This window comes from Emticicia sp. TH156, from assembly GCF_002855535.1.
In the GTDB taxonomy this organism is placed as follows: domain Bacteria; phylum Bacteroidota; class Bacteroidia; order Cytophagales; family Spirosomataceae; genus Emticicia; species Emticicia fluvialis.
Map to the genome: position 1 here is coordinate 100,119 of NZ_PKRS01000003.1, position 23,923 is coordinate 124,041.

At 40.9% G+C, this 23,923-nt stretch carries 17 protein-coding genes; 11 read left to right on the plus strand and 6 right to left on the minus strand.

The features are described 5' to 3' along the window. Window positions 1–103: 103 nt before the first annotated feature. Both C0V77_RS06830 and C0V77_RS06835 read left to right on the plus strand, forming a co-directional pair. Window positions 104–1,453 carry an HTTM domain-containing protein gene (locus C0V77_RS06830; protein WP_101725932.1) on the plus strand — a complete coding sequence of 450 codons (1,350 nt, stop codon included), beginning with the start codon at window positions 104–106 and terminating at the stop codon, window positions 1,451–1,453. Beyond that, complete coding sequence (locus C0V77_RS06835; protein WP_101725604.1) at window positions 1,431–3,854, plus strand: TonB-dependent receptor domain-containing protein; 2,424 nt, start codon at window positions 1,431–1,433, stop codon at window positions 3,852–3,854. The genes C0V77_RS06830 and C0V77_RS06835 overlap by 23 nt, the downstream gene beginning before the upstream one ends. A gap of 87 nt (window positions 3,855–3,941) precedes the next feature. Here the strand turns inward: C0V77_RS06835 and omp85 are convergent, their stop codons facing one another. Next, window positions 3,942–5,363 carry an Omp85 family outer membrane protein gene (gene omp85, locus C0V77_RS06840; protein WP_101725605.1) on the minus strand — a complete coding sequence of 474 codons (1,422 nt, stop codon included), beginning with the start codon at window positions 5,361–5,363 and terminating at the stop codon, window positions 3,942–3,944. 216 nt (window positions 5,364–5,579) lie between these two features. Here omp85 and C0V77_RS06845 point away from each other — a divergent pair, with 216 nt between their 5' ends. The 5 genes from C0V77_RS06845 (at window position 5,580) to C0V77_RS06865 (ending at window position 12,627) form a co-directional block, all read left to right on the plus strand. Next, window positions 5,580–6,254, plus strand: a complete 675-nt coding sequence (locus C0V77_RS06845) for a response regulator transcription factor (RefSeq protein WP_101725606.1) — start codon at window positions 5,580–5,582, stop codon at window positions 6,252–6,254. Further along, on the plus strand, window positions 6,251–7,537 hold the full coding sequence (locus tag C0V77_RS06850) for a HAMP domain-containing sensor histidine kinase (RefSeq protein WP_158237899.1): 1,287 nt from the start codon (window positions 6,251–6,253) through the stop codon (window positions 7,535–7,537). Before C0V77_RS06845 ends, C0V77_RS06850 begins: the two co-directional genes overlap by 4 nt. A gap of 88 nt (window positions 7,538–7,625) precedes the next feature. After that, window positions 7,626–10,019 carry a TonB-dependent receptor domain-containing protein gene (locus C0V77_RS06855; protein WP_101725608.1) on the plus strand — a complete coding sequence of 798 codons (2,394 nt, stop codon included), beginning with the start codon at window positions 7,626–7,628 and terminating at the stop codon, window positions 10,017–10,019. 647 nt (window positions 10,020–10,666) lie between these two features. Continuing rightward, the gene (locus C0V77_RS06860; RefSeq protein WP_101725609.1) at window positions 10,667–11,932 is read left to right on the plus strand and encodes an aminotransferase class I/II-fold pyridoxal phosphate-dependent enzyme; all 1,266 of its coding nucleotides are present in this window, start codon (window positions 10,667–10,669) and stop codon (window positions 11,930–11,932) included. 8 nt (window positions 11,933–11,940) lie between these two features. Then, entirely contained in the window at window positions 11,941–12,627 is a 687-nt protein-coding gene (locus C0V77_RS06865; protein WP_101725610.1) for a TetR/AcrR family transcriptional regulator, read from the plus strand. 286 nt (window positions 12,628–12,913) lie between these two features. Here C0V77_RS06865 and C0V77_RS06870 read toward each other — a convergent pair whose 3' ends face one another. Next, on the minus strand, window positions 12,914–14,122 hold the full coding sequence (locus tag C0V77_RS06870) for a hypothetical protein (RefSeq protein WP_101725611.1): 1,209 nt from the start codon (window positions 14,120–14,122) through the stop codon (window positions 12,914–12,916). A 96-nt stretch (window positions 14,123–14,218) separates the two neighbouring features. Further along, on the minus strand, window positions 14,219–14,863 hold the full coding sequence (locus C0V77_RS06875) for a TetR/AcrR family transcriptional regulator (protein ID WP_101725612.1): 645 nt from the start codon (window positions 14,861–14,863) through the stop codon (window positions 14,219–14,221). Between the two features lie 441 nt (window positions 14,864–15,304). Here C0V77_RS06875 and C0V77_RS06880 point away from each other — a divergent pair, with 441 nt between their 5' ends. From C0V77_RS06880 to C0V77_RS06890, 3 genes are all read left to right on the plus strand, one after another. Beyond that, entirely contained in the window at window positions 15,305–16,243 is a 939-nt protein-coding gene (locus C0V77_RS06880) for an AraC family transcriptional regulator (RefSeq protein WP_101725613.1), read from the plus strand. Between the two features lie 248 nt (window positions 16,244–16,491). Continuing rightward, on the plus strand, window positions 16,492–16,935 hold the full coding sequence (locus C0V77_RS06885) for a MauE/DoxX family redox-associated membrane protein (protein ID WP_101725614.1): 444 nt from the start codon (window positions 16,492–16,494) through the stop codon (window positions 16,933–16,935). Between the two features lie 39 nt (window positions 16,936–16,974). Further along, complete coding sequence (locus C0V77_RS06890) at window positions 16,975–17,268, plus strand: hypothetical protein (RefSeq protein WP_101725615.1); 294 nt, start codon at window positions 16,975–16,977, stop codon at window positions 17,266–17,268. 49 nt (window positions 17,269–17,317) lie between these two features. On the opposite strand, the gene C0V77_RS06895 is transcribed toward C0V77_RS06890, so the two are convergent. The 3 genes from C0V77_RS06895 to C0V77_RS06905 are packed head-to-tail and all read right to left on the minus strand — an operon-like array spanning window position 17,318 to window position 23,187. Then, window positions 17,318–18,670, minus strand: a complete 1,353-nt coding sequence (locus C0V77_RS06895; protein ID WP_101725616.1) for a RagB/SusD family nutrient uptake outer membrane protein — start codon at window positions 18,668–18,670, stop codon at window positions 17,318–17,320. Between the two features lie 12 nt (window positions 18,671–18,682). Then, window positions 18,683–21,886 carry a SusC/RagA family TonB-linked outer membrane protein gene (locus C0V77_RS06900; RefSeq protein WP_101725617.1) on the minus strand — a complete coding sequence of 1,068 codons (3,204 nt, stop codon included), beginning with the start codon at window positions 21,884–21,886 and terminating at the stop codon, window positions 18,683–18,685. Then, window positions 21,883–23,187 (minus strand): TlpA disulfide reductase family protein, encoded by a 1,305-nt coding sequence (locus C0V77_RS06905; RefSeq protein ID WP_101725618.1) that lies wholly within the window; start codon window positions 23,185–23,187, stop codon window positions 21,883–21,885. The genes C0V77_RS06900 and C0V77_RS06905 overlap by 4 nt, the downstream gene beginning before the upstream one ends. Before the next feature lie 475 nt (window positions 23,188–23,662). Between C0V77_RS06905 and C0V77_RS06910 the strand changes: the two genes are divergently transcribed. After that, window positions 23,663–23,887: a helix-turn-helix transcriptional regulator gene (locus C0V77_RS06910; RefSeq protein WP_101725619.1), complete on the plus strand. Its 225-nt coding sequence runs from the start codon at window positions 23,663–23,665 to the stop codon at window positions 23,885–23,887. Window positions 23,888–23,923 lie beyond the last annotated feature (36 nt).

Below are 23,923 nucleotides of genomic sequence, written 5' to 3' on the forward strand. Positions count from 1 at the left end.
CACTGTACACTTGGAATAAAAGTCTTTCCTGCAGGCATGCGGAGAAAAACCTATTAAACTGTTTTAGAGTGGACGATCGCTGACAAATTCAAACCTTTTCATGATGCTCCAATTGAAAAAATACTTTCAGCAAAAAATATCCGCTGCCCCCTTAGCTGTTTTCAGAATGGGCTTGGGGATAATGCTGCTGGGCAGCATTATCCGGTTCTGGAGCAAAGGCTGGATTGAGGATTTATATATACAACCTCAATATTTCTTCTCTTTTTATGGTTTTGAATACATCAGACCTCTTGGTAACTACACCTACTTTCTGTTTCTCGTGTGCGGACTTTGTGCCTTGTTCGTCGCTTTAGGTTTGTTGTATAGAGCAGCAGTTATCGGGCTGTCCCTGAGTTTCACCTATATAGAGCTGATGGATAAATCAACCTATCTTAACCATTACTATTTCATTAGTCTGGTTTGCTTCTTGATGATTTTCCTGCCTGCGCATGTCTGTTTTTCTATCGATGCCTACCGGAACCGACAATTAGCTGCCCGGTATATTCCGCAATGGTGTGTCGACGCACTTAAACTGATGATCACAGTTCTGTATTTGTATGCAGGATTGGCCAAAGTCAATTCTGACTGGCTTTTACATGCGCAGCCCCTGAAAATATGGCTGCCTGCCCGTAATGATATGCCGATTATCGGTCATTTATTCAATAAAGGTTGGATACCTTATGCCTTTAGCTGGTTTGGCTGTTTATATGACCTGAGCATACCTTTTTTATTATGGGGTAAGGCTACCCGCTGGCTGGCTTATACGGCCGTCATCGTGTTTCATGTATTAACGGCCTTGATGTTTCCGATCGGTATGTTTCCGCACATCATGATTGTGGCAGCCTTACTATTTTTCTCACCCCATTTCCATGAAGCCATCATTGGGCGTATCAGCCGCTGGCTGAAAATCTCTTCTGATTTAACCCTGGGAAATAAAAAATTCTACGAAGCACCTTCGTTTATTCTGCCTGTTTTTGCCGTATTTTTCATAGGTCAGCTAGTATTTCCCTTCAGATACTTGTTATACCCTGATGAATTATTCTGGACTGAACAAGGCTATCGGTTTTCCTGGCGGGTGATGCTGATGGAAAAGGCAGGCTATGCGCAGTTTACAATAAAAGATGCCAGCGGCAAACAAATGGTGGTAAATAATCATGATTTTTTGTCGCCACTGCAGGAAAAAATGATGTCGACGCAGCCGGATATGCTCCTGCAATACGCACACCTGCTGCGTGATTATTATACCCTGCATGGTTTCGAGTCTCCACAGGTCTACGTGGATTCGTATGTAAGTCTCAATGGCCGCTTGGGTAAACCTTTGGTAAGTCCGGCAACTGATTTGGCCAGAGAGCAGGATTCTTTTCAACCTAAATTATGGATTTTACCATTCAATGATACGATCAAAGGCTTTTAATACATCTATACTTTGTTTGATTTTTTCAGCCTCCTGGGCACAATTCGAACTGGCAGGCACCATACGTTTCCGTAAAGACAGTACGGCTGCCAAAGATTGTCGAATTGTTCTCAATCATGGCACTCCTTTGACGATAAGTGATGAACAGGGCAACTTCAGGTTCAGAAATCTAAGCAAAGGAACCTACAAAGTACTTATTTCACTGACGGATTTTCAATCGGTTCAGCAAACCATCACGATAGACGACCGAGACATTCATCTCTCGGTTTTTCTGGAGGTATTCAATACGACGCTTGATGAAGTGGTGATAAAAGACAGACAAAGTGATTTTGGTTTTACCCGTCTGCGCGCTGTGGAAAGCATGGGTATTTATGAAGGGAAAAAGACCGAAGTAATTTTACCGGAGCAGCTGGTAGCGAATCTGGCAACTAATAATGCCCGCCAGGTTTATGCACGTGTAGCAGGGTTGAACATCTGGGAAAATGATGGGGCTGGATTGCAACTCAGCATTGGCGGCAGAGGACTTGACCCAAATCGCACAGCTAATTTCAACGTCCGTCAGAATGGCTACGATATCAGTGCGGATGCCTTGGGCTATCCTGAAAGTTATTATACCCCTCCTATTGAAGCCGTAGGAAAAATTCAGATTGTGAGGGGAGCAGCCTCTCTTCAATATGGGACACAGTTTGGCGGGCTTATCAATTTTGTATTAAAAAAACCTGTTACAGATCGCAAAATAGAATTAACGGCCCGTCAGAGTGTCGGCTCTTTCGGCTTTTACAATGCCTTTACAAGTGCCAGTGGTACCCTAGGAAAATTGAGTTACTATACCTTTTTTCAATATAAACGCGGCAATGGCTGGCGGGCTAATTCAGACTTTAACAGCTATAATTATTACGCTGATATGGATTATCAATTCAATGAAAAAACCAGTATCGGCATTGATATTACGCATATGAATTACCTGGCACATCAACCAGGCGGCTTAACAGATGCTATGTTTCTCGAAGACCCCAGACAAACCAACCGGGAACGAAACTGGTTTAAAGTCAACTGGAATCTTATGGCTGCGCACTTTGACCATAAATTCAATGCAAGGAATGAATTTAATTGGCGCGTATTCGGCCTATCTGCTTACAGGTATTCTTTAGGATTTCGCCCTAACCGGGTAGCCAGCCTGGATGACAACAGTGAACGTGATCTAATTAAAGGAGATTTTACCAACTGGGGGACAGAAGCCCGTTTCCTGAAACGATATTTTGTTGGCAATAAGTTATTTGTGCTTTTAGTAGGAAGCCGTTACTACCATGGTTTCAATCACAGTGTGCAGGGGCTAGGCAGTAAGACCCGAGAGGCAGACTTCAATTATCTCCCCACAGAGGAAGCCATTGCCAATGATTACCGGTTCCCTAATAATAATGTATCAATTTTTGCAGAGCATATTTTCTACCTGCATGATAAATTTTCCGTAACGCCAGGTATTCGTTATGAGTATATTCATACTAAAGCAGCCGGTTTTTATGGAAATATCCTGCGGGATTTAGCCGGAAATATCATTGCTTCCAGCCGTACCAACGAAACACGTGTCAATGGAAGGCAGTTTGTTTTGGCAGGCATAGGCTTGAGTTATAAACCAACCGCGCATTTAGATATTTACAGCAATATCTCTCAGAATTATCGCTCTATTACCTTCAGCGATATGAGAATTTCCAATCCCTCCTCTGTCATTGATCCGAATATGAAGGATGAAAAAGGTTATTCGATAGATTTAGGTGTGAGAACACAGCAGACTACACTTTATAATTTTGATGTCAGCGCCTTTTTTCTGAATTATAATAACAGAATTGGTGAAGTACAATTTTATGATGAGAACAACAGGGTTCTACGCCGGAGAGGAAACATAGGCCAGGCTGTGATTATGGGTGTGGAATCCTATATCGAAGGTGATTTAGTGAAACTAGTGAGGCCTTCCCATCAAGCTTTGAGCGGTGTATTGTTTGCCAATATTGCTTTGATTCATTCGACCTATCAAAAGAGTGAAATTGCCGGAGTGGCAGGCAATCAGGTGGAATTTGTGCCGGATGTCAATCTGAAAAGCGGAATCCGCTTAGGCTATAAAAACCTGAAAGCTTCTTTTCAATATACTTATCTGTCAGACCAGTTTTCTGAAGCCACGAATGCTGTAGATGGAGGTGTATCGGCAGTGGTGGGTCTCATTCCGGCCTATGATGTAATGGATTTTAGTATCTCGTATCAACTTAAACAATGGAGGATAGAAGGTACGGTCAATAATGCTGCCAATCGCATGTATTTTACCCGGAGAGCCACGGGTTATCCTGGCCCCGGTATTCTGCCTTCAGACGGACGAAGTTTTTACTTAAGCTTGCAAGTAAAAATATAAGATTCAGGTTTGTAGCTGGGTATTCTCAATAAACGAGAGCCGTAAAAGTCTGATTCTCACTTTACGGCGCTCGTTTATTTCAATTCTCTAAAACACTTGTCCTATGCCAAAGAAAAACAACCTGTCTTCTCTGGAAATCCCATAGTCAAAAGACAACATGGTTGATTGGTTCCAGGCTACCCGAATGCCTCCGCCATAAGAAGTTTTTACTTGTCTGAAATCCAAATCCTGCCAGCGGTCTCTGACGGTACCTGCATCAAAAAATGGAGCTACTCCAAAGGCAAATCGTTGCTTACCCCATTTGGTTTCCGCTAATCTTGCTCTTAACTCAATATTGGCAAACCACATGGATCTTGCCAGAAATCGGTTTGCTCTGAATCCCCGCAAGGATTGCTTCCCTCCCATGGCATTGATACTGCCATCAGGGCTCCATTGATCCTGAAATTCAAAAAATGGAGCATTCTTTCCAAAGATATTCCCGATACCTACACGGCCTGCCAGAACCGTTCTTGAACCAAGGGGCAGTTTCTGGTAATAGCGACCTTGTAAAAAGAGTTTGTTAAAGTCAAACTGTGAGCCAATGGCTTTCCCCGAAAATTCATTCGCTATCTCAATATAAGTACCTTTGGTAGGATCAGGCTCAAAATCTCTGGTATCATAAATCAGTGCGGTTTGGATAATAGAAACCCATCCGCCTTTTAATCCCGATACAAGCCCTTGTTCAAAATCCCGTCTCAATAATGACGTCCCATTGGGTGCATCAGTCATATGTCCGGTTATTGGGTCTATCGCTTCCGCTTCTACGCCCTCAAAAGTTCTGTAGTCCAAGTGCTGAATTTCATAACCACCCATGATACGCCATTTACCATTCCCTAAGGCATAATCAGCTTTCAGATTAAGCATAAATTCAGTTTCTCGGAATCTGTTTGAAAGAGCATCTGTTACCAGCTGCCCTTCATTGACTCCGCCTGGGCGTAGGGTTTTTCTTGCCCTGTCGTAGGCCTTGTAGGTTGAAAAAACAGTATTTTCGTCTGAAGGCAGATGAAGGTACCCCAGTGTTTTCTCGGTTGAGCCAAAATACAAATTGGCTGGATTCTGCTGTGCTTTAAAATCCAGTTTAAAACGCCAGCGCGTACCTTTGAAATAGGGAACATCCAGTGATAAGATCAGCTCTCTTGCATTAGAGGTATAGTAGGCCGCATTCGCTTTTAATTTAACCAGATAAGGCGTATAGGCAAACAAAGGATTATTCCTGTACCCGTTCCAGTAGAGATTCGACCTTACCCCAAAGCCGAAACCTGTTACCGGATCAGAAGAAAAATCAGGTATCCCAGTAATAAATTTCCCCTCCCGCTTCTTAGCTAAATCTGCTTCAGACATGCGTTTTGACTTGATAAATGAAAGGCTGTCCTGAGACACTCCAGCGTTATTTCCAAAACTGGATGTTACCTGAGCGGAGGAATAATGAATCCATGAAAAGAAGAAGAAATTGAAAAATAAGTATTTCATAAAAATGTGTGTTTTGATGGAGCTGCGAAGATTGACAGAGATTTTGAAGAAATTCTGAATGCACAAAAAATGTATATGAAAAGGCAGAAACAGAACAATATTTATGGGATTAGGTGCGTAAAGTAGCTTATGGGGTAGCTTTATCCATTAAAATATCTATCACTTATTTCCTTCAATTCTAAATTAATTCAGAATTGAGAGGTTACTTTTGTCGGTATGAAGATACTGGTTATAGAAGACGAAAAAGAATTGGCGCAGAACATTGCCGATTATCTGGAAACAGAAAAATATCTGTGCGAATTTGCTGCTACGTATGAACAGGCAATCGAAAAAATTCATCTATATGATTATGACTGTGTATTGCTGGATCTGATGCTGCCTGGCGGCAATGGCTTACAAATTCTGCAAGCCCTTAAAGAACAAAATAAACAGGAGGGCGTCATTATCATTTCTGCGAAAAATGCCATCGATGATAAAGTAGCGGGTCTGAAATTGGGTGCAGATGATTACCTTGCCAAGCCATTCCACCTACCTGAGTTATCCGCCCGTATCTATTCACTGATGCGTCGCAGGCAATTCAACAATGCCAATACGATTGATCAAAAAGAATTACAGATTGATGTTTTGGCAAAGACGGTTAAGGTAAATAATGAGGTGGTAAACCTGACCCGCAAAGAGTTTGGTCTCTTGCTATTTTTTGTAGGCAATAAAAATCGCGTCGTATCAAAAAGTGCATTAGCAGAATACCTTTCAGGTGATATAGCCGATATGCTGGACAATCATGATTTTATCTACGCGCATATTAAAAATCTAAAGAAAAAACTGACAGATGCGGGTTGCGGGAACTATTTAAAAACCATTTATGGCACAGGATACAAATGGGAAATATGAGCAAATTATTAAATAAACCCTTACGTGCTTTTACACTCTATGCTTTGATCATACTGGTTCTGAGTATTCCGGCGTATTATTGGGTAGTCGATACAATCTGGTTACATGAGATTGATGTACATAATAAAACCGTTGAAGGCCATATAAAAGATGGTTTTAAGAAAATCAACCTGAGCAGTAAGCAGATTACTGATGCAATCAATATCTGGAGTCAGATTCAGCCGGGTGTAAAAATCAGCCCGGTTCAACCGAATGCCATAAGACAGGACAGCGTATATGAGGTCATCAGACCCAATTTGTATGCACAGGAAGTTTTTGAGCGTTTCAGAGGGCGTTCCACCTATTTTTATATTCAGGGCAACCCTTATCATTTATCAGTAGAAACCAATGTAGAAGAAACCCATGAAACTGTAATAGCTATTGCAGTCGTTACGATTCTATTTTTCTTTCTATTGGTAGTAGGATTTATCTTACTCAATAGAAAAATTGCTACTCAGATATGGCAGCCCTTCAAAAATACCTTGAACCGCTTGAAAAGTTTTGATTTGAATAGCCATAAGACTATCCAATTGGCACCTTCGGAGATTGAAGAGTTTGAAGAGCTCAATCAGGCGCTTGGGAAACTGATAGACAACAATATTGCCGTTTACAATCAACAAAAGCAATTCACTGAAAACGCTTCACACGAATTGCAAACGCCGCTGGCCTTATTAAAAGCAAAAATTGATTTATTGCTGCAGGATAAAAGCCTTAACAAAAAACAATTGGAGTTAATTACCAGCCTGCATACGCCGCTTGCGAGAGTGTCACGTATCAATAAAAACCTTTTATTGCTTGCCAAAATAGAGAACCATCAATATGCCGATGAGCAGACGGTATATTTAAACGAGATACTGGAGGAAAATATAGAAATCCTGGTAGATTATGCTGCCAATCAACAAATCAGCATTGAAAATCCTGTAGAAGAGCCCATCATTGTGAAAGGGAACAGGCATCTTTTAGAGATTATGCTCACAAATTTGCTAGTCAATGCCATACGACACAATATTGAGAATGGGAAAATAGGTATTACCTATCAGGCTCCCGTGCTGAGTATTTATAATTCCGGCACCCATTCATTAAATAAGGATACGCTATTTAAGCGTTTCGCTTCAGCCTCGGTGCAATCACCCAACAGTGGTTTAGGACTGGCCATTGTGAAAGAAATCTGTAATCGGTATAACTGGTCCATCACTTATACTTTCACTGACAATCAGCATTATTTTTCTATCACTTTCCAATAAATTCAAAATTTCTACAAAATGTAACTAGTCATTTGTATGAGCATTCCAAGGTTCATTAGAATCTCATTTAAAAACTACGACTAATCCAATGAAGTATTTAATTATCTTACTTTTCCTGATGCCGCTGGGGAGTTTTGCACAGGTATCAGGCGTGAGCGTCTCAGGTAATGTAAAAGATCAAAGCAAGAAAGAAGTTTTGCCTTACGTGAATGTGGTGCTGAAAAATGAAAAGGACAGTAGCTTTATCAGTGGTACGGTTACCAATGAGGAAGGTCGGTTTACCCTGAGTAATATCAAGCCTGGGAATTATATCGTGGAATTTTCCTTTATAGGGTATATCACCAAGAAACAACCGCTGTTTGTAGGTAACCTGAGTGCATTTTTAGATATATCTACAATTGAACTGACTGAAAAAGTAGCCTTGCTGAACGAAGTAACGGTCACGGCGAAACAAGATGAGGTTGATAATAAAATGGATAAAAAGACCTTTGCCTTGGCGGATAATCTCAGTCAAAGTGGAGGTTCGGTGCTGCAGGCCATGCAGAATCTGCCCGGAGTCACTATTCAGGATGGTAAAGTACAATTGCGTGGAAGCGATAAGATAACCGTATTAATTGATGGCAAACAAACAGCCCTCACAGGCTTTGGCAGCCAGACAAGCCTGGATAATATTCCTGCCTCTGCCATCGAAAAAATCGAAATCATCAATAATCCCTCTGCCAAATATGATGCCAATGGGAATGCCGGAATCATCAATATCGTTTATAAAACCAATAAACAGGAAGGTTTTAATGGGAAGGTAGGTTTAGCCGGAGGCTTAGGAGCGCTTTGGATCAAACAGGAGAACCTTCCCTCTATTCGTCCGCAATATCAGGCAACGCCTAAAATTAATCCTTCTTTGTCGCTCAATTATCGCCGGAACAAAATAAACGCTTTTTTTCAGGGAGATTATTTATATACCAAGACACTCAATAAAAATGAGTTTGTTGAAAGGTATTATAATGATGGTGATGTAGTCAGACAACAAACCAAACGTAACCGACGCACCAGTTTACCTACTGTGAAAGCAGGTATCGACTGGCATATGAATCCCGGCAATATGCTGACAGTATCGGGTTTCTTTAGTAGTGAGAAGATTCTTGATAATGGAGATGAGCCATTTTTCAATGCTGATTTGACTGAAAGACGTCGCCTCTGGCAATTTCTGGAAGATGAATTGAAAACAACTGTCATGGCTTCAGCAGCTTATCAGCACAAATTCAAAGAAGCAGGACATTTGCTGAATATCGGATTCAATTATACCTTTCATCGCGAAGATGAAAAATATTTCTTTACGAACATCATGCCTACTTATACAGGATTGGATGCTTTCAAACTGATTTCAGATGAGCATGTGGGAGATTTGAATATAGATTATATCCGTCCCTTGAAGTATGGCCGTTTTGAAACCGGATTGAAGTTCAGACGCAGGGTGATTCCTACCAATATGCTATTTATTCCGGGGCTGAATTCTCCGCTTGATGTAAATGCCGGAGGGGCAGCTACTTATAAAGAAACAATTCCAGCCATCTATGGAACTTATGTATTTGAGAACCCAAAATATGAACTAGAAGCCGGGTTGCGCATGGAATACGTAGGCGTACGTTATGAAGTGAATCCTAATCATAACACGTATAAAAGTGATGGGTATGATTATACACAGCCCTTTCCGAATGTGCGTTTAGCCTATAAAATAAATCAAACTAATAAGCTGTCATTTTTTTATAACCGTCGGGTAGACCGTCCGAATGAGGTAGATATCCGTATTTTTCCGAAATACGATGATGCTGAAATTATTAAAGTCGGTAATCCTGCCCTTGGGCCACAATTTACCAATTCATTGGAATTGGGTTATAAAACGGGCTGGTCAAAAGGTTATTTATACTCTGCTATTTATCATCGCATAGCAGATGGCACCATTACCCGCATTTCCAGTATTGTTCCCGGCAGCAATCTGATTTACGCCATCTTCCAGAACGCCAGGCGCAGCTACAATTCAGGTGTGGAGTTATTGCTTTCGCAAGAAATAAGCCCTGTTTTTACTGTTAATTTAAATACCAATATTTACAAAAATATTATCAATGCTTTTACCGTTGAAAACAAATATCCGACTCCCCATACATTTTCAGCAGATAAGCAAGAACTGATATCAGGTAATGTAAAATTAAGCGGCACGCTACACCTGTCTAAAAAAGTAGATGCACAGTTCGTAGCTGTCTATCTGGCGCCTGATATTATTCCGCAAGGGAAGATAGGTACGCGCTTCTCCGTTGATGCCGGGATAAAAAAGATCCTTGCCAAAGGAGAAATCTTCCTGAATGCTACTGACTTATTCAATACCATGATCATAAAAAAACAGATTTTGGGGGATGGCTTCAGGTATGTAAGTACGGATTATTATGAAACACAGGTAGTTCGTGCAGGATATAATTATAAATTCTAAATGGCCTGAAATATTCAAGAGAGCACAAAAAACTTGCCTTAAAAAAAAGAAATGAACCACCTTTTATCCGATAGACTATAGATTGCTATGGGCCTATGCTTCAAATCTGTATTTTTTAGTTAGACATATAAGTGTGGCAAACAGAAAAGAGACTCAATCCGCTACGTCAATCCGGGACTATTCAGCTGTCATTGTATGCACATATAAATGGGCCTTAGTCCCCAACTTTTCCCATCTGTTTAGAAGGAATACTGAACATAAAGAAAGACAGGACTTTGTTTAGTTTTACTTAAAGCAATAATATATTTCTCTAATAAATGATATATAATTAACATTTGAGTAAATTTTATCAGTTTCATAGTAGTCAATTATGATCATTAATCCAGATATATTATATAATTATTTGATTTCCGACTAAAAAATTTGGAAAAAACATAAATTATTATTTCATTTGATAGAGAATTATTTAAACAACTTTTATCATCTGCTAAACGGCTGAATCTTTATAGAGTATTCTTATCAACCATTGCTTGTATTGCTATATCTCCGCCAAATCTACGTGAGCCAGTGACTGAATAAAGGGTATTAAAATACTTGCAAGTAAGAAGGACGAGTTTTTTAGTGTTAATTATTCAATATGAAATGGTATGGCAAACAATCTATCCCACAAAAGTTTCAAAGACTTTGAAGACATCCCTGAGATGGATATCTTTCAAAGAGCAAAAGCACACGAAGAGTACCTGGATTATCTCAAAGTCAGCGGGTACATGAATTATCGCTTACTGGTGACCTCCGGCTGCGGACCGGAAGTAACATTGGAGGAATTTGGCACGATCAGAAAGGGCAGTTATGTCAGCTTTGTATGCAATGATTATCTGGGCTTTACCCAACATCCTGAAATTAAAAAGGCAGCGATGGCGGGAATTGAAAAATATGGCACCGGAGCCGGAGCCTCTCCGCTGATAGGTGGCTATTTCGAATACCACCAGGCACTAGAGGATAAGCTTTCCGCCTTTTTCAAAAGACCCAAAGGCTCCGCTATTGTGTATACTACCGGTTATACCTCGAATAGTGCCTCCCTGCAATGCCTGTTAAAAAAAGACGATATAGCGATTGTGGATATGGCAGTTCATGCCAGTGTATACGAAGGCATACAGGGGACCACAGTCAAACGCTTCCTGCATAATAACCTGGAGGCATTGGAACGTATATTGATAAACGTTAGAGATAAATACCGAACGAAAATGGTTATTGTGGATGGGGTGTATTCTCAGGATGGGGATATGGCACCGTTAAAAAACATATTAGATGTCACACATCAGTACGGAGGGGTGCTGTTAGTAGACGATGCGCATGGTATTGGAGTGATCGGCGAGACAGGGCGTGGAGCCATGGAGTATTTTAAAGTGATGAATCAGGTGGATATCATTACCGGAACATTCAGCAAAACATTCAGTAATGTGGGCGGTTATGTGATCGCGGACCCTCAACTCATTGCCTACTTACAGTTTCAATCCAGGCAGTATGCCTTTTCCGCAGCTGCGACTCCGGCCATTTCCGCTGTAAGCCGGGCTATTGACCTGGTTGATGAGGAACCGTTTTGGCAGAAAAAACTATGGGAAAATATTGATTACTACAGAAGCGGTCTGACAAGCCTGGGCTTAGATATCGGCACTACTTCCTCGGCTATCATTCCCGTAAAAATCGGAGATATAGAGAAAAACTGTGAGGCAGGTAAATTGCTGCTGGAATGCGGTATTTATACCAATCCTATCATGTACCCGGCCGTGTCCCTGAAGGATGCCAGAATAAGGATGAGTCTGATGGCTACTCACACAAAAGAACATTTGGATAAAGCACTTAATGCATTTGATTATATCAATAAAAAGTTGAACATTGCGCTATCTATATAGTAAAAGCAATGGGCAAAAAAAATACAGATGTTGAACAGCAGCGTACCAAGCAAAGAAAAGTAACGGCTGGCCCCATCAGGGAGAAAGCCCGAACCATGACGCGATTAATAGCAGCCGTAGGGAGAGTTATCCAAAAGAAAGGATATACTGCGCTGACCGGGCCGAATATAGCCATTGAAGCCGGTTTAGATAAAAAGCTGATTTGGACCTATTTTGGGAGCATTGATAATCTGGTCGAAACCTATATCCTGGAGAGAGACTTCTGGAATATGGCCGATCAGAAAATTATTTCGGAATTACTCAAACATCCGGAAAACATCGGGCGAAAAGACATTACCGTCTTGCTTCATGGCCAGTTAGACAGGATGATGAAAGACAAGGTGCTGCAAAGGATCATTCACTGGGAAATCGGAGAAAAGAACAAAACACTTCGTAAAGTAGCTGACAAAAGAGAAAAAATAGGTGAACATTTGTTTCAGATTATTGAACCTGACTTCGCCAATACCGGTGTTGATATAAGAGCCAAGCTGGCGCTTCAGATTGCAGGCATTTATTATCTGGTACTTCATGCCAAGTACAACGGCAGTTTGTTTTGTGGTATAGACATCAATGAGTCCACTGATCTGGAACGCTTGCAAAAAGCCATACAGGATAATATCAACGCGATGTATGAGGAAGGAAAAGTAAATAAGTAGTTTCCTTTCTGGCACCGGTACGTCTATTTTTGATTAAGCAATTTTGCAGGATGGTTTTTATCTGTTGTTACTTTCCGCCACCTCATTTTTGTTATTCTTATGATATTGAAAAGGAATAACCGGCTATTATGTTACGAGCATTCCTTGTCTTATTGTATATGCTCTTCACAGGTGAAGGTTTTAGCAAAACTATGGCCAGTTTAAGGAGAAATTTATTCTGCTCAATGCAAAGGATTGAAGAAAGTAATGGATTTGTTTACTCAAACAAATACGCTGAATTTAAGTTTTAAAAGGTTTTTATCTTTTTAATAATCGTTTCAAGCATCGCAATGGCTATTTCCTTATCCCGGTCTTCTACATTATAGGTTCTAACCCTCATAGCATTATACGAAAGTTCCTCTTTATGAGGTGTTGACAGATGAGGCACGATGGTTTTGAATACTTCACTCATGGAGTGAGCCACCAGTATTTTTGCCTCATCGGCGGCTCTGAGAATCAAAGCCAGTTGGTCTGAGGACAAATTGCACAGAACTTTTTGCTTCACTTTGGGGAGTGTATCTTGAAGACCCCCGATTGCGGTGGAAGGCGAAACGGGCAGATGCAGCGTTTCTTTCAGATAGGTAATTTCCTGTTCAAACCAGTTGTTAATGATGGTTTGGAGACCGTAATACTGCGGATTAAGAATAATTTTTGGTTTTGGATGAATTTGTTTGAATGCTTTATGAAAAAACTGCAGCCTGCTGATTTTTTCAACAACTGTCCTGCTCTCCCACCCATTCCCTTTAAAATAAGTAATCAGCAGGTTTATATAGGCTTTTGAGTTAAAATTGAGATAAATCAGCAGTTTATCCAGTTCACTGAAATCTTCCGGTTCATTTTTTTTCCATTGCAGTTCTTCCAGTCCCTTCAGCAATGCCTTCTTATAAAAAACAGTCCTATAAGTGACTTTGCCTGGAGGAAGCCTGCCCTCTATAAAACGGTATAACCTTTGGAGAATAACCCTTAATGACGCATCTTTCAAATATTCCGGATCGAGTCGGTTGGTTAAAGCCTGGACACGCACTTTCATTTCTTTCTGTATTGCCTCGTAACAAGTCGCGGAAACCTGCACTTCCGGATCAATAAGGATAAAATAGCGGGTTTCAATAAAGGATAATAATTCTTCTAAACTGGATTGGATGAGGTAAACAGCCTGCTCCATCGCATTCTGCTGAAAGGGATTATCCTTTCTGTAATGCAGCACCTGATTCAATAAGAGCGTCAAGGCAGAATAATACTGACTAATCAATACCTGCTTTTTAAGCTGATTGGTAAGAGAAAAGAGCTGATGCCTGATCAGGGATTTTAACCGGATATTCTCTTGCTGAATTTTTATAGTCAATTCAGCCATTTGTTCTTCACTCAGAATTAAAAAATCCTTTCGATGTGGATCTAAAATTTGCGAAATTAATGAATCAATCCATTCAAAAATATATGAATTTTCATAGGTGTTCATAGTTTCCGGTGTGTATATTTAGCGTATTGGTTTCCATTTGAATAAATCTGTTTATATGGTTCAATAGCAAATCCGGATGTTATTAGAGCGGTACGCTTAGTTTACTTTTTCATAACACAAATTGATAATCTGCTGCAGAGCCCCGTCAATCCTGCCTTTCCCTTCCGGCTCATTGATATCTACCCCGCAAAAGGTAGTTCCATTATTGGCAGCATGCAGGGACAGGTAATAAAGGCCGCTTATCAGAATGGCAAGGATAGCTCTCAGATCCAGATGTGTATGCTGGAAGTCGCCCTCGAAGAGCTCAAACAGTTTTTCTCCCAAATCTTCTCTGTCCTGGGATACTTTCCTGAGAACAGTATTGCTTTCACTGATTTCCCAAAGCAGTATCCTTTGCCGTTCTTTCTTGCTTAATACAGCGGTAAACTGGTTTTGCAGCAGATGGATAATATCAGCCTGATCCAGTTTGCTTTGATTTTCCAGAATATCCTGCAGTTGTTCATTGGTATCCGGTGTCCAGAAGTCCGTTTTCTTAATATAAGCTTCTATCAGCTTATTAACTGAGCCAAAATAATTATAAATCAGGCTGCTGTCCACCTTTGCTTCTTTCGCTATACTAAGTCCATTGATACCTGTATATCCTTTCTTTAACAATAAACTACCCACGGCATCTACCAGCTTATCCATGGTTCTGGACTTTTCCCGAATCGGTCCTCGTGTTGTTTTCCTTTCTTTTTTCATTTCACTCAGGCTTTAAAGATTTAATTTAGCAAAGTAGGTATAGCGCTTCAGAATAGCCCAGGACTATTTTAGGGCAGCTGTTCAGTAAATCATTATTTATAGCAGCTACCTAATCTTTTTGATACCTACGTAACCACTACTTAATAAACTGAACCAGGCTGTTGATACTTCCGGAAAACCGCAGAATCAAAATAGGGTATTTCAGGCTATATCAAGCCATCTGCGTTTGACTATCTCTCTTTCAACCTCCTGTCCATCCATGGCTCCTAAGCATGCTAATTATGGATATTCAGAAATAAATGTAAAAAATTATTTCATACCTATATGAAATAATCTAACTTTTTTTTAATTTGACATTAAAATCCGAAAAATAAATTAGAAATCTTTTCAGGAAAAAAACTAAATCCTTGCTTGGCCGGATGGCATCTAATCGGGTTAGTCATGAAAAAGCCATATGAATTTCTATATGATTCACCACCGTTAAGCGTTCATCACGAATTACCGGAAAATCGTCTTTACCCTTTTGCCAAGGCGCAAGAGTCGCTGTATACCCGGTTTGATTCTGCCAGCCTACTCAGTCAAATACTGAATTTCCGACCATTCTATGCTGAGCTGCTGGAGGTAAACAGCCATTCCCCTTTCCGGATGACTTATCAAATTAATGAAAAACAGCATTTCTTATTTTTTATGTTGCATGGCAGTATTGATTTCACGGACACGGATGGTCTTTTTATTTCCCATGCCAGAGAAAGGCATTATGCGGTGACTTATAATGACAGGGGTTTATATAGAGTAAAAATATCACCTGGAAGACATGTAGCCTTATGCATCTCAATATTGCCGGAGTGGCTGGCATTTGTATCCAAAGATCTGCCGGTCTTAAAAAAATACCTGACTGCACTGGATGCAGAAGAATATCCCTATGCTATGCTCCCTTATTGCCGCATGGATCTGCATGTCCTGAGATGGCTCAGAAATATTTACGCTGAAATGGCTAATGGAGTCGGTTCTCTGGATGGTTTGCTGCGATTATATATTTCACGAACTTTGGAGCGGTACAATGTACTGGCAGCGCAGCAGCTGAAGCGCATGCCTTATAGGGTAAAGGACTATTTAGACCTGCATTTCTCCGATGCTAATCTGAACTCCCGGCAGGTTGCAGATTATTTCGGAATGACCGAGCGTACGCTTAGAAATCATTTCAAAGCTGAGTTTAATATTACCATACGAGATTATTACACCTCATGCCGACTGCGCCAGGCTTTAATTTTAATGAAAATTAAAAATCTACCTGTAAGCGATATCTATTATCAGGTAGGGTATAATGATGAGAGTACTTTCCGATACGAAATGAAAAAATTCAAAATTCGTATGGCATAAACTGCCAAAAAAAAAAAACCAGGAAGCATGATACTGGCCGATTTTCAGCAAAACAGCCTTGCCTGAGAGCATTCCCCTACCCCTCTCCCATCACTTCCACATCTATCAAAAGATGCGAATGAAAAATTTAAGAAAATCAGGTGAAAAATTGGAAAGAAATAGGCCTGGTTATCCTGAATTCGCTTCCAATTTTCTGTTTCACATGTGAAAAGAGCTGAAGAACTTTGTAGGGTAAAATCAATATCCTTATGAAAACAAAACTTCTACTCCTGATACTGCTGGCTCTTTGGATACCTGTTACCCTGGATAAGGTTTTGGATTTTACCATCTTTACGACAGGCATCCTGCGGCAGCCATTCAGCGATTCTTTGGGTTATATTCTTATCTACTCCCTGCCTCTGTTGGAAAGCCTTACCATAGTATTTCTTCTGATTCCGCGCACACAGTATTACGGAATGCTGCTTTCTCTAGGATTGATGTCGTCTTTTACTATTTACATTGGTTTGGCACTGGCCGGTGCATGGGATCAACTCCCTTGTGGCTGCGGGTCTGTCATCAGCAGCCTTACCTGGAAACAACACTTTTTCTTTAACCTGTTTTTCATGGCCCTTAGTGCCGCAGGTGTTTATCTGACGAACCCACAACGAGGCAGGATAGCTGGAGGCGATTCTGCTGAGGGCTTGCCGGCCTAAAGGCTTCCTATATATTTTTAATTTTAATGTATTTTAATTATGAAAACTTTCGTGAAAAAACATTTCGTTTGGGCATCTGCCCTATTGATTTTGGTTGCGACTATGTCGTTTAAGATGGCAGAAAAAAGTAATAAGTTCTCACTGGAGTGGTATGAAGTAGATGGTTTAGGGAACATCGGGAGTATGACCTCAGCACCGTCTGGCAGCTGCGTCATTGATCATCCGGAAAATTTCTGCAAAATCCAGCTGGATACAGATAATCCGAAGCCAAGTACAGTCGCGGAAGCCAATGACCTTGGCTATACCCGAGGATTAGCTGGCGTTGAGGATTAAAACTGCTTAACGGAGCCATTGGCAAAAACTGATGGCTCCGTTTGGTATTTTATCTTTCGTTTTGTTCAATTTCACTGATCGCAATCACGTCATCAGGGATGGGCCATACATATCTTTTGTCCATGGGTTTCAGCTCGTATAGCAAACCGTTAAGATTTCTTGTAATGCGCTTTTGGAATGCGACTTCCTTATTTAATCTGCGCAAATCTTCCCATCTCACTCCCCGGAACACAAGCTCTTTTCTCCGCTCTTCCAGTATTTTGTCTAAAAGCGTTTGTCCCCACAGCCCTGTATTCCTGTAGTTTTTTATTCTAAACGATAAAAAATGATCTAACACCAGAGCGGCTTCCTTCTCTTTCCCCAGCCGGTACAAACATTCAGCTTTTGTTATATACATTTCGGGTGTGGTAAAGCCGGTAAAAAAAACGGATGAGCCCTGATAAGAGCCTTTGAAAGTCAATAGCCCGTTGTTCAAAAAAAAGAAAATGCGTTTACGATAATCGTTTTCATCATATAATTCTACCAAATCAGGAGGTATCTGCAATCGGGAAGATGAAAATATGACATTTGACTGCATCCACGTATGAAAAATCACTTCTTTGTTTACTCGCACATCTACCGGAAAAGGATACCGAAGGTTAGGATCTATTTTCGCAAAGTCTGTTAGAGTAGGATATGCATTCAGTACTTTTTCGGCATATTGTAATGATTTTTCATACTCACCTATATGGAGATACACCCGAGATAAAAGATAAAACGCTGCTGTATTGGATGGTCTTTGGGGAGCCAAAGGATTTTGCGGCAGTTTCTCTGAAGCCATCTGTAGATCCTCTATAATCTTCAGGTAAACAACTGATAATTTCGGCCGGTACACGGCAGATTCCAGTTCCGCTTCCAGTCGCAAAGGAACTCCTAAATCATTATTGGCAGTCAGCTGATCATAAGGTTTGGAAAATAATTGACTAAGCTGATAATAGGTATAAGCTCTGAAAAACAAAGCTGATCCTTCAATATTATCATAGGCTAATGCATTACCAGCATTTCTGGGTATTTTTTTTAAACCCGCTAAGACCGTATTGCAATACAAAATTTTGGAATAAGCATAGACCCAGTCATTCACGGGTATGCCCTCGTATACATCCTTTGCCCAGATATGTCCGTTTTTTTGGTAGGGATTGGTAAGCAATTCCCATTGATTAAAAGCAATCATGTAATTATCAGCGCCGATTTCTCCCAATTCGCTTGGGTTGCGGGCATTCATCATACTGCTGTTATCCAATAATGCCTGCAAATCCTTTAATACTGCCGGTATGGCGAGGGCAGAATCTGGTTTAACAGACAAGAAGGAATCTGTACAGGCCGATAGCCCAATCAAAAATGCAGTTATAATTATTCTGTTCATCTCTTTTGAAAATTAAAAGGTTCCGGATAGACCAATAGAAAAAACGCTGGGATTAGGGTAACGGGAATTGGGATAATCTGGATCCAGCCCTACTTTGCTGGCTTTCCAGAGGATACCAACATTCCGGCAATTGAGGTAAATATTCAATCTTTGAAAAGCTTTCATTGCAGGCAAAGTGTAATTCAGACTTATATCCTGCAGCCTCAAATGATCTCCTTTTTCTATCAGTACTTCAGCATACCTGTACAAGTTTTCCCGGTTATTATTCAAAGAGACAGGAAACGAAGGCACATGAGTTATTAATTCATCACCTGTTTTTTGCCATCTGTTATAATAGTCTTTATGGACTGTGCTGTTATTAATCAGGCCGAAATAATCCATTCCGGTTCGTCTGAAGAAATATCCGCCTTTCCATAGGAGAGTAAGCATGAACGAAATGTTTTTCCATTTTACCGTATTTCTTAAGGACCCTGTATGGACAGGAACAGCAGATCCATGATAGGTTAAGTCATCCGGTGTAAGCGACCCCATGTAACGGCTATAACTCTCCGGAGATGAGCCCAATGCACCATTTTCTACAGGTACCAGAGGACTGCCATTGACAGAGGAAAGACCAAACCAGGGATAACTATATATCGCATCAATACTATTACCAGGTTTGGGTACCGGGCCCGCCACAAAAGCAGAAGCAAGAATACGCTGACTGGCATTATACTTAATCACGCGGTTGTTTACATAATTATACATCCATACACTTTCCCACAAAACCGGACCGGATGTATTTCTTGTTTTTATTTCTACATCTATTCCCTTTGTATGGGTGGAGGCATAATTAATCCTGTTCACTACTCCCGTGGGTAATATGCTACGACTGACAATACCAGTGGTAGGATCCATGATGCTTTCTCCTATGAGGTCTGTGGTCTTTTTTATGTAATATTCTATACTTCCGCTTACCCGGGAGTTTTTTGAGGCAAAGTCTAAAGCCATATTGCCAGTACTGGTCTTTTCCCATCTCAAATCCGGATTGCCTGCTGTTTGAAGCTGACCATACGGAAGGCCGGATACATTGTCTGAAGCAACGTAGGAATAGACAGGATAGGCAGTGATATTCTTTACCGTATTACCTGCACTACCATATGTAAGTCTAACTCTCAAATAAGGAAGGAATTTCAATTGATAAAAATCTTCCTTACTCAGCGCCCAGCCAAGACCTGTATGCCAGAGCGGTACTCCTTTCTGATTGGTTTTCACACCAAAAAGATTGGAAGCATCCCAGCGGGCACTGGCAGTAATGGTGTATTTCGTACGATAATGATATCCCAAATTTCCATAATACGAAACATACCGGTCTGTTACCGTTCTTCTTTGTTGTCCTACGGCGGGAACACGGCTTTGTGATTCCGGTCGAACCGGATAGAAAGCCGCATAGTTGAAAATGTTCTGACCCTGACCCAAACCTGCATCATAAGCATACAGCAGGGCACCAGGAAAAGATACCTGCCGGTTCTCTCTCAGCTCGACTCCGGCAATTCCATCCATGGTACTATTTGTATAGTTTTCATTAAAATTCAGCTGTAATCGACCTGATTGAATCTTTCCATTCCCATTCGCGGCATGATAAATGCCCCCGTTGGGGATGATGCGCGTGCCATCTTTCTGCGTAAATCGATTAATAAGGTTACGAACGTAATAAGATTCTTCCTCATAAATCTGCTCATTCTGACTGGTGAAATGCTGGAATTGGTATAGAAGTTCTGTACTTATGGTACGAGTCCAGTTGTAGGACAAAGAGGTACTGATTCTGCTTTCCATTTCCTGTGCCGTATGGTTTCGTTTCCTGACTTCCGAAAGTGGATAGTAGTTCCAATCCAATAGACCAGCAGCAGCAGTGGTTTCTTTATACAAATCTCTATAGTCCCGGGGTATTGGAAGCGGACTACCAGCCGCATCTGCCAAAGAAGCATAAGGATAGATCGTTTGAATGCCGGTAGTTTCCATATCAGACAAGGTTAAGCCATTATTTTTGGAATTACGGGTAATAAAGTTCAGGTTTAATCCCGCATGTAATTTTGAGGTAAAAGAATAATTATTGGCGGTGGTAAATGTTAAGCGGCGTGCTGTATTTTCCTGCACGTAGGAAGATTGCTGGTCGTACCCGACTGAGGAATAATAGGTATGCTTCTCTGTACCTCCCTGCATGCTCAGGTTGTATTGCCGGGAAACCCCTTTTTGATACAGCCATTGCTGCGCCTCCTTTCTGATATCATGCTTCTCATAGCCGCTTATGATTCTCTCTGCTTCATCCGCCGACAGCAGGCCTTCTTTTACCTTCAGCCATTGTTCCACAGCCGGAGTAAAAGCCCGGTTATTATTGGCCACATAGAATCCTTTACCAAATAGCTCCCGCTCAATGGCTATAAAATCTTTGGATGCCAAAGTCTGCGGGTTGTAATAAAGATCGGGCATGGCACTTATCTGCGTGTTGATATTCCATGAAATTTTAGGAGGCCCTCCCCCACCCCTTTTAGTCGTAATGACAATTACGCCATTTGCTGCACGAGCACCCCAGATGCTTGCCGCCGCTGCATCCTTTAATACGGTTATGGATAATACATCGTTTGGGTTAATATTGTCCAAACTGCCTTCATAGGGAAAGTTATCCAATACAATCAGCGGACTGCTCTCTGCATACAAAGTATTGATTCCTCTGATTCTCAATTCAGGTGAACGACTGAGGTTTTCCCTGTTTAATCCTCTTCTATCGAACGCCAGCCCATTGGTTACTCCCTCCAGTCTTGAAATTACATCATATCCAGAAACCCGGTTAAGCAATTCGTTTCCGACATTGACAAATGATCCAGTACTTCGCTCTCCAGGTAACTTCTGGTAGCCGGTAATTACCTGCACTTCTTCAAGCATATTGATACTAGGCCGAAGTAGTACTGTAAAAGTTGCTGACTTAAGGGTATCAGGGTTGAAGTAAACCGTTACAAATCCTACATGCGAGATTCTGATTACTCCTTTGACCCATAGCAGCTTGAAATGACCCATGCTGTCCGTTTGTGCCAAAACCTGTCCTTCATTATTGGCCAGATAGGCACCTGAGACCGCACTATCGTCGCTTTCCGAAGCGACTCTGCCATGAAAAGTTTTTTGGCAATAACTATGTGTCCAGAAAAACATAGATGCGGTCAATAGTATAGCTTTTTTCATAATTTTTGACTTTGAAAGGGTTTAATCACTAATACCTGCAGCAGATGATATTGCTCCTTCAGGGCAAATCCATGAAGGTTTAATAACCTGTTTACTTCTTTTAGATTTTTGAGGTCCAGGGAGTCCGGCACGGTAATTCTGCTATTTTCTGATAAGTTTTCATCAATATCCAGATAGAAGGGTTTATCCGATTTCCCATTAGCATAAGCTATGTTATTGAAAAAATGTCTGAGTGTTTTACCAGCAGGATTGACATGATTCTGCTGCGGATGCTGATGAGGCTGGGTGGTTAAAGAATAACATAGCATTCTACGGACTTCCGTCTGACTTTGTATACCAAGTTTTCGGGGAAAGAACAAGGCTAAGTCTGCTTTCAGGCGATTCAATAGGGTATTCCGATCCGGTTCAAAGGGAAGAACGAGGTTATAACAATAGGTATTTTCTTCCAGCCATTGGTCAATCATTGTTCTGTCACCCCGATCGATATTATCTTTGAAAAAGGAATAATCGAGCCTGGATCTCAGGGATGAGTCGATTTCAAAAATAATGCGACTTTCTCTGTCATGCCAGGGGATAATATCCTGATAAGCATTCCAGTAAAGGAGTTTGGCATCGCAATTATAAATACTAAAACCTTTTTTATTGAAGCCCCATCCGCCGATTTTAGCGTTAATTCTTTTGGAAATGACTGATTGAAACAGCAGGCTTTCCGAACCCCCTCCATTGCCCTCTACCAGCAAAGGAATAGCAGGATCAAAGCTTATATTTTCTTCTTTAAAAGGAATATTTATCTTTTCATTTTTTACTGCTTTAGTCATGTTTTCACGGGTGCTGTATTCCGGTCCAGTAATGGCCAGTACCTTACCTCCTTTCACCCAAACCTGATGGGGAATACTTCGGTGCGGAAAGTATCCCTTCAGTAGAGTGTCCTCTACTATGGTTGGCAAAGTCCATTTCCGTTTTTTAAAGGCAGACAAGGCCGAGGCAGCCTTTTCATAAGTAAGAGGGAGTACAGCTATTGTTGACCCGAACTCCTTTTGCAGGGTATCCAGTTTATTCAGCGACTTAATGCAGGTTGCACACCAGGTAGCCCAGAAATCCAGAATGATGAGCTTCTCTTTATACTCATGCAGGGTGAGGGTTTGTTTACCTTCAGGGTGGTTAGCTACTTTGAGCGGCAGGTGCCAGAGCTCAGGCGGAATCTTCTCTCCCACCTTGAGAGATTGAGCGGTGAGGTGGTGATGAATAGATAGGCTAAAGTAAAGGCATAGCAATGCCCTTACGTATTTTTGTACGTTCATAGTTTTAATTGCTTAGATTAATATTTAAAGAAAGGACTTAGCACCATCTTACACCGGATTATACCGGAGCCTTAATGATGTTTTTGAAGAGCTGTTTAGGGCATAGACTGGCCTTCAGGCAGAACACTGCCTCGAAAAGGTTGGAATTGAATGAAAAGTGCTGCATAACTCGTATCTATTTTACGAGTCTCTTACGGTAGGAAAACAATGTAGCACAGGACTACTACTTACCGCACTGCACGCTTCCGACGGCGACAAGGACGGTAAAACAGTAGAGCCCGTGTGCTACATTGCCAAAAGTAAGCAAAAGTAGTCACACAGGCATCAAATCTACCGCCTCGCCTTGTTCAAATTGTCGGAATTTGCAGTCGAGACCTTTAGTTTAATGCCAAAATCAATTACAAATATAAAAAAATAAATTAAAAGTCAACATATATGTTGACTTTTAATTTATTAAGAATTGCCAGTTTGCAGTATGAATAAACTGACACCTGAACAATTCAAAAGAAAGCTTGGTAATAAAATTGCCAAGAGAAGAATTGAACTTGCCCTGACTCAGGAACAATTAGCCAACAGTATTGGCAAAGATAAGCAGTTTATAAACCGATATGAAAATGATGGAGCGAACCCGACAGCATATATTCTTAAACAACTTGCACAAGTTTTGGAATTAAGTGTAGATGATTTATTGGATGTGTGAGTCTCTTTTGTAGTTTTGAATGTAACTAGCTGCGTA

Excerpts from the sequence above, each read along its gene's own strand:
- C0V77_RS06830 (WP_101725932.1), top strand. The coding sequence starts at position 104 with ATGCTCCAATTGAAAAAATACTTTCAGCAAAAAATATCCGCTGCCCCC.
- C0V77_RS06835 (WP_101725604.1), top strand. The coding sequence starts at position 1,431 with ATGATACGATCAAAGGCTTTTAATACATCTATACTTTGTTTGATTTTT.
- omp85 (WP_101725605.1), bottom strand. The coding sequence starts at position 5,363 with ATGAAATACTTATTTTTCAATTTCTTCTTCTTTTCATGGATTCATTAT.
- C0V77_RS06845 (WP_101725606.1), top strand. The coding sequence starts at position 5,580 with ATGAAGATACTGGTTATAGAAGACGAAAAAGAATTGGCGCAGAACATT.
- C0V77_RS06850 (WP_158237899.1), top strand. The coding sequence starts at position 6,251 with ATGAGCAAATTATTAAATAAACCCTTACGTGCTTTTACACTCTATGCT.
- C0V77_RS06855 (WP_101725608.1), top strand. The coding sequence starts at position 7,626 with ATGAAGTATTTAATTATCTTACTTTTCCTGATGCCGCTGGGGAGTTTT.
- C0V77_RS06860 (WP_101725609.1), top strand. The coding sequence starts at position 10,667 with ATGGCAAACAATCTATCCCACAAAAGTTTCAAAGACTTTGAAGACATC.
- C0V77_RS06865 (WP_101725610.1), top strand. The coding sequence starts at position 11,941 with ATGGGCAAAAAAAATACAGATGTTGAACAGCAGCGTACCAAGCAAAGA.
- C0V77_RS06870 (WP_101725611.1), bottom strand. The coding sequence starts at position 14,122 with ATGAACACCTATGAAAATTCATATATTTTTGAATGGATTGATTCATTA.
- C0V77_RS06875 (WP_101725612.1), bottom strand. The coding sequence starts at position 14,863 with ATGAAAAAAGAAAGGAAAACAACACGAGGACCGATTCGGGAAAAGTCC.
- C0V77_RS06880 (WP_101725613.1), top strand. The coding sequence starts at position 15,305 with ATGAAAAAGCCATATGAATTTCTATATGATTCACCACCGTTAAGCGTT.
- C0V77_RS06885 (WP_101725614.1), top strand. The coding sequence starts at position 16,492 with ATGAAAACAAAACTTCTACTCCTGATACTGCTGGCTCTTTGGATACCT.
- C0V77_RS06890 (WP_101725615.1), top strand. The coding sequence starts at position 16,975 with ATGAAAACTTTCGTGAAAAAACATTTCGTTTGGGCATCTGCCCTATTG.
- C0V77_RS06895 (WP_101725616.1), bottom strand. The coding sequence starts at position 18,670 with ATGAACAGAATAATTATAACTGCATTTTTGATTGGGCTATCGGCCTGT.
- C0V77_RS06900 (WP_101725617.1), bottom strand. The coding sequence starts at position 21,886 with ATGAAAAAAGCTATACTATTGACCGCATCTATGTTTTTCTGGACACAT.
- C0V77_RS06905 (WP_101725618.1), bottom strand. The coding sequence starts at position 23,187 with ATGAACGTACAAAAATACGTAAGGGCATTGCTATGCCTTTACTTTAGC.
- C0V77_RS06910 (WP_101725619.1), top strand. The coding sequence starts at position 23,663 with ATGAATAAACTGACACCTGAACAATTCAAAAGAAAGCTTGGTAATAAA.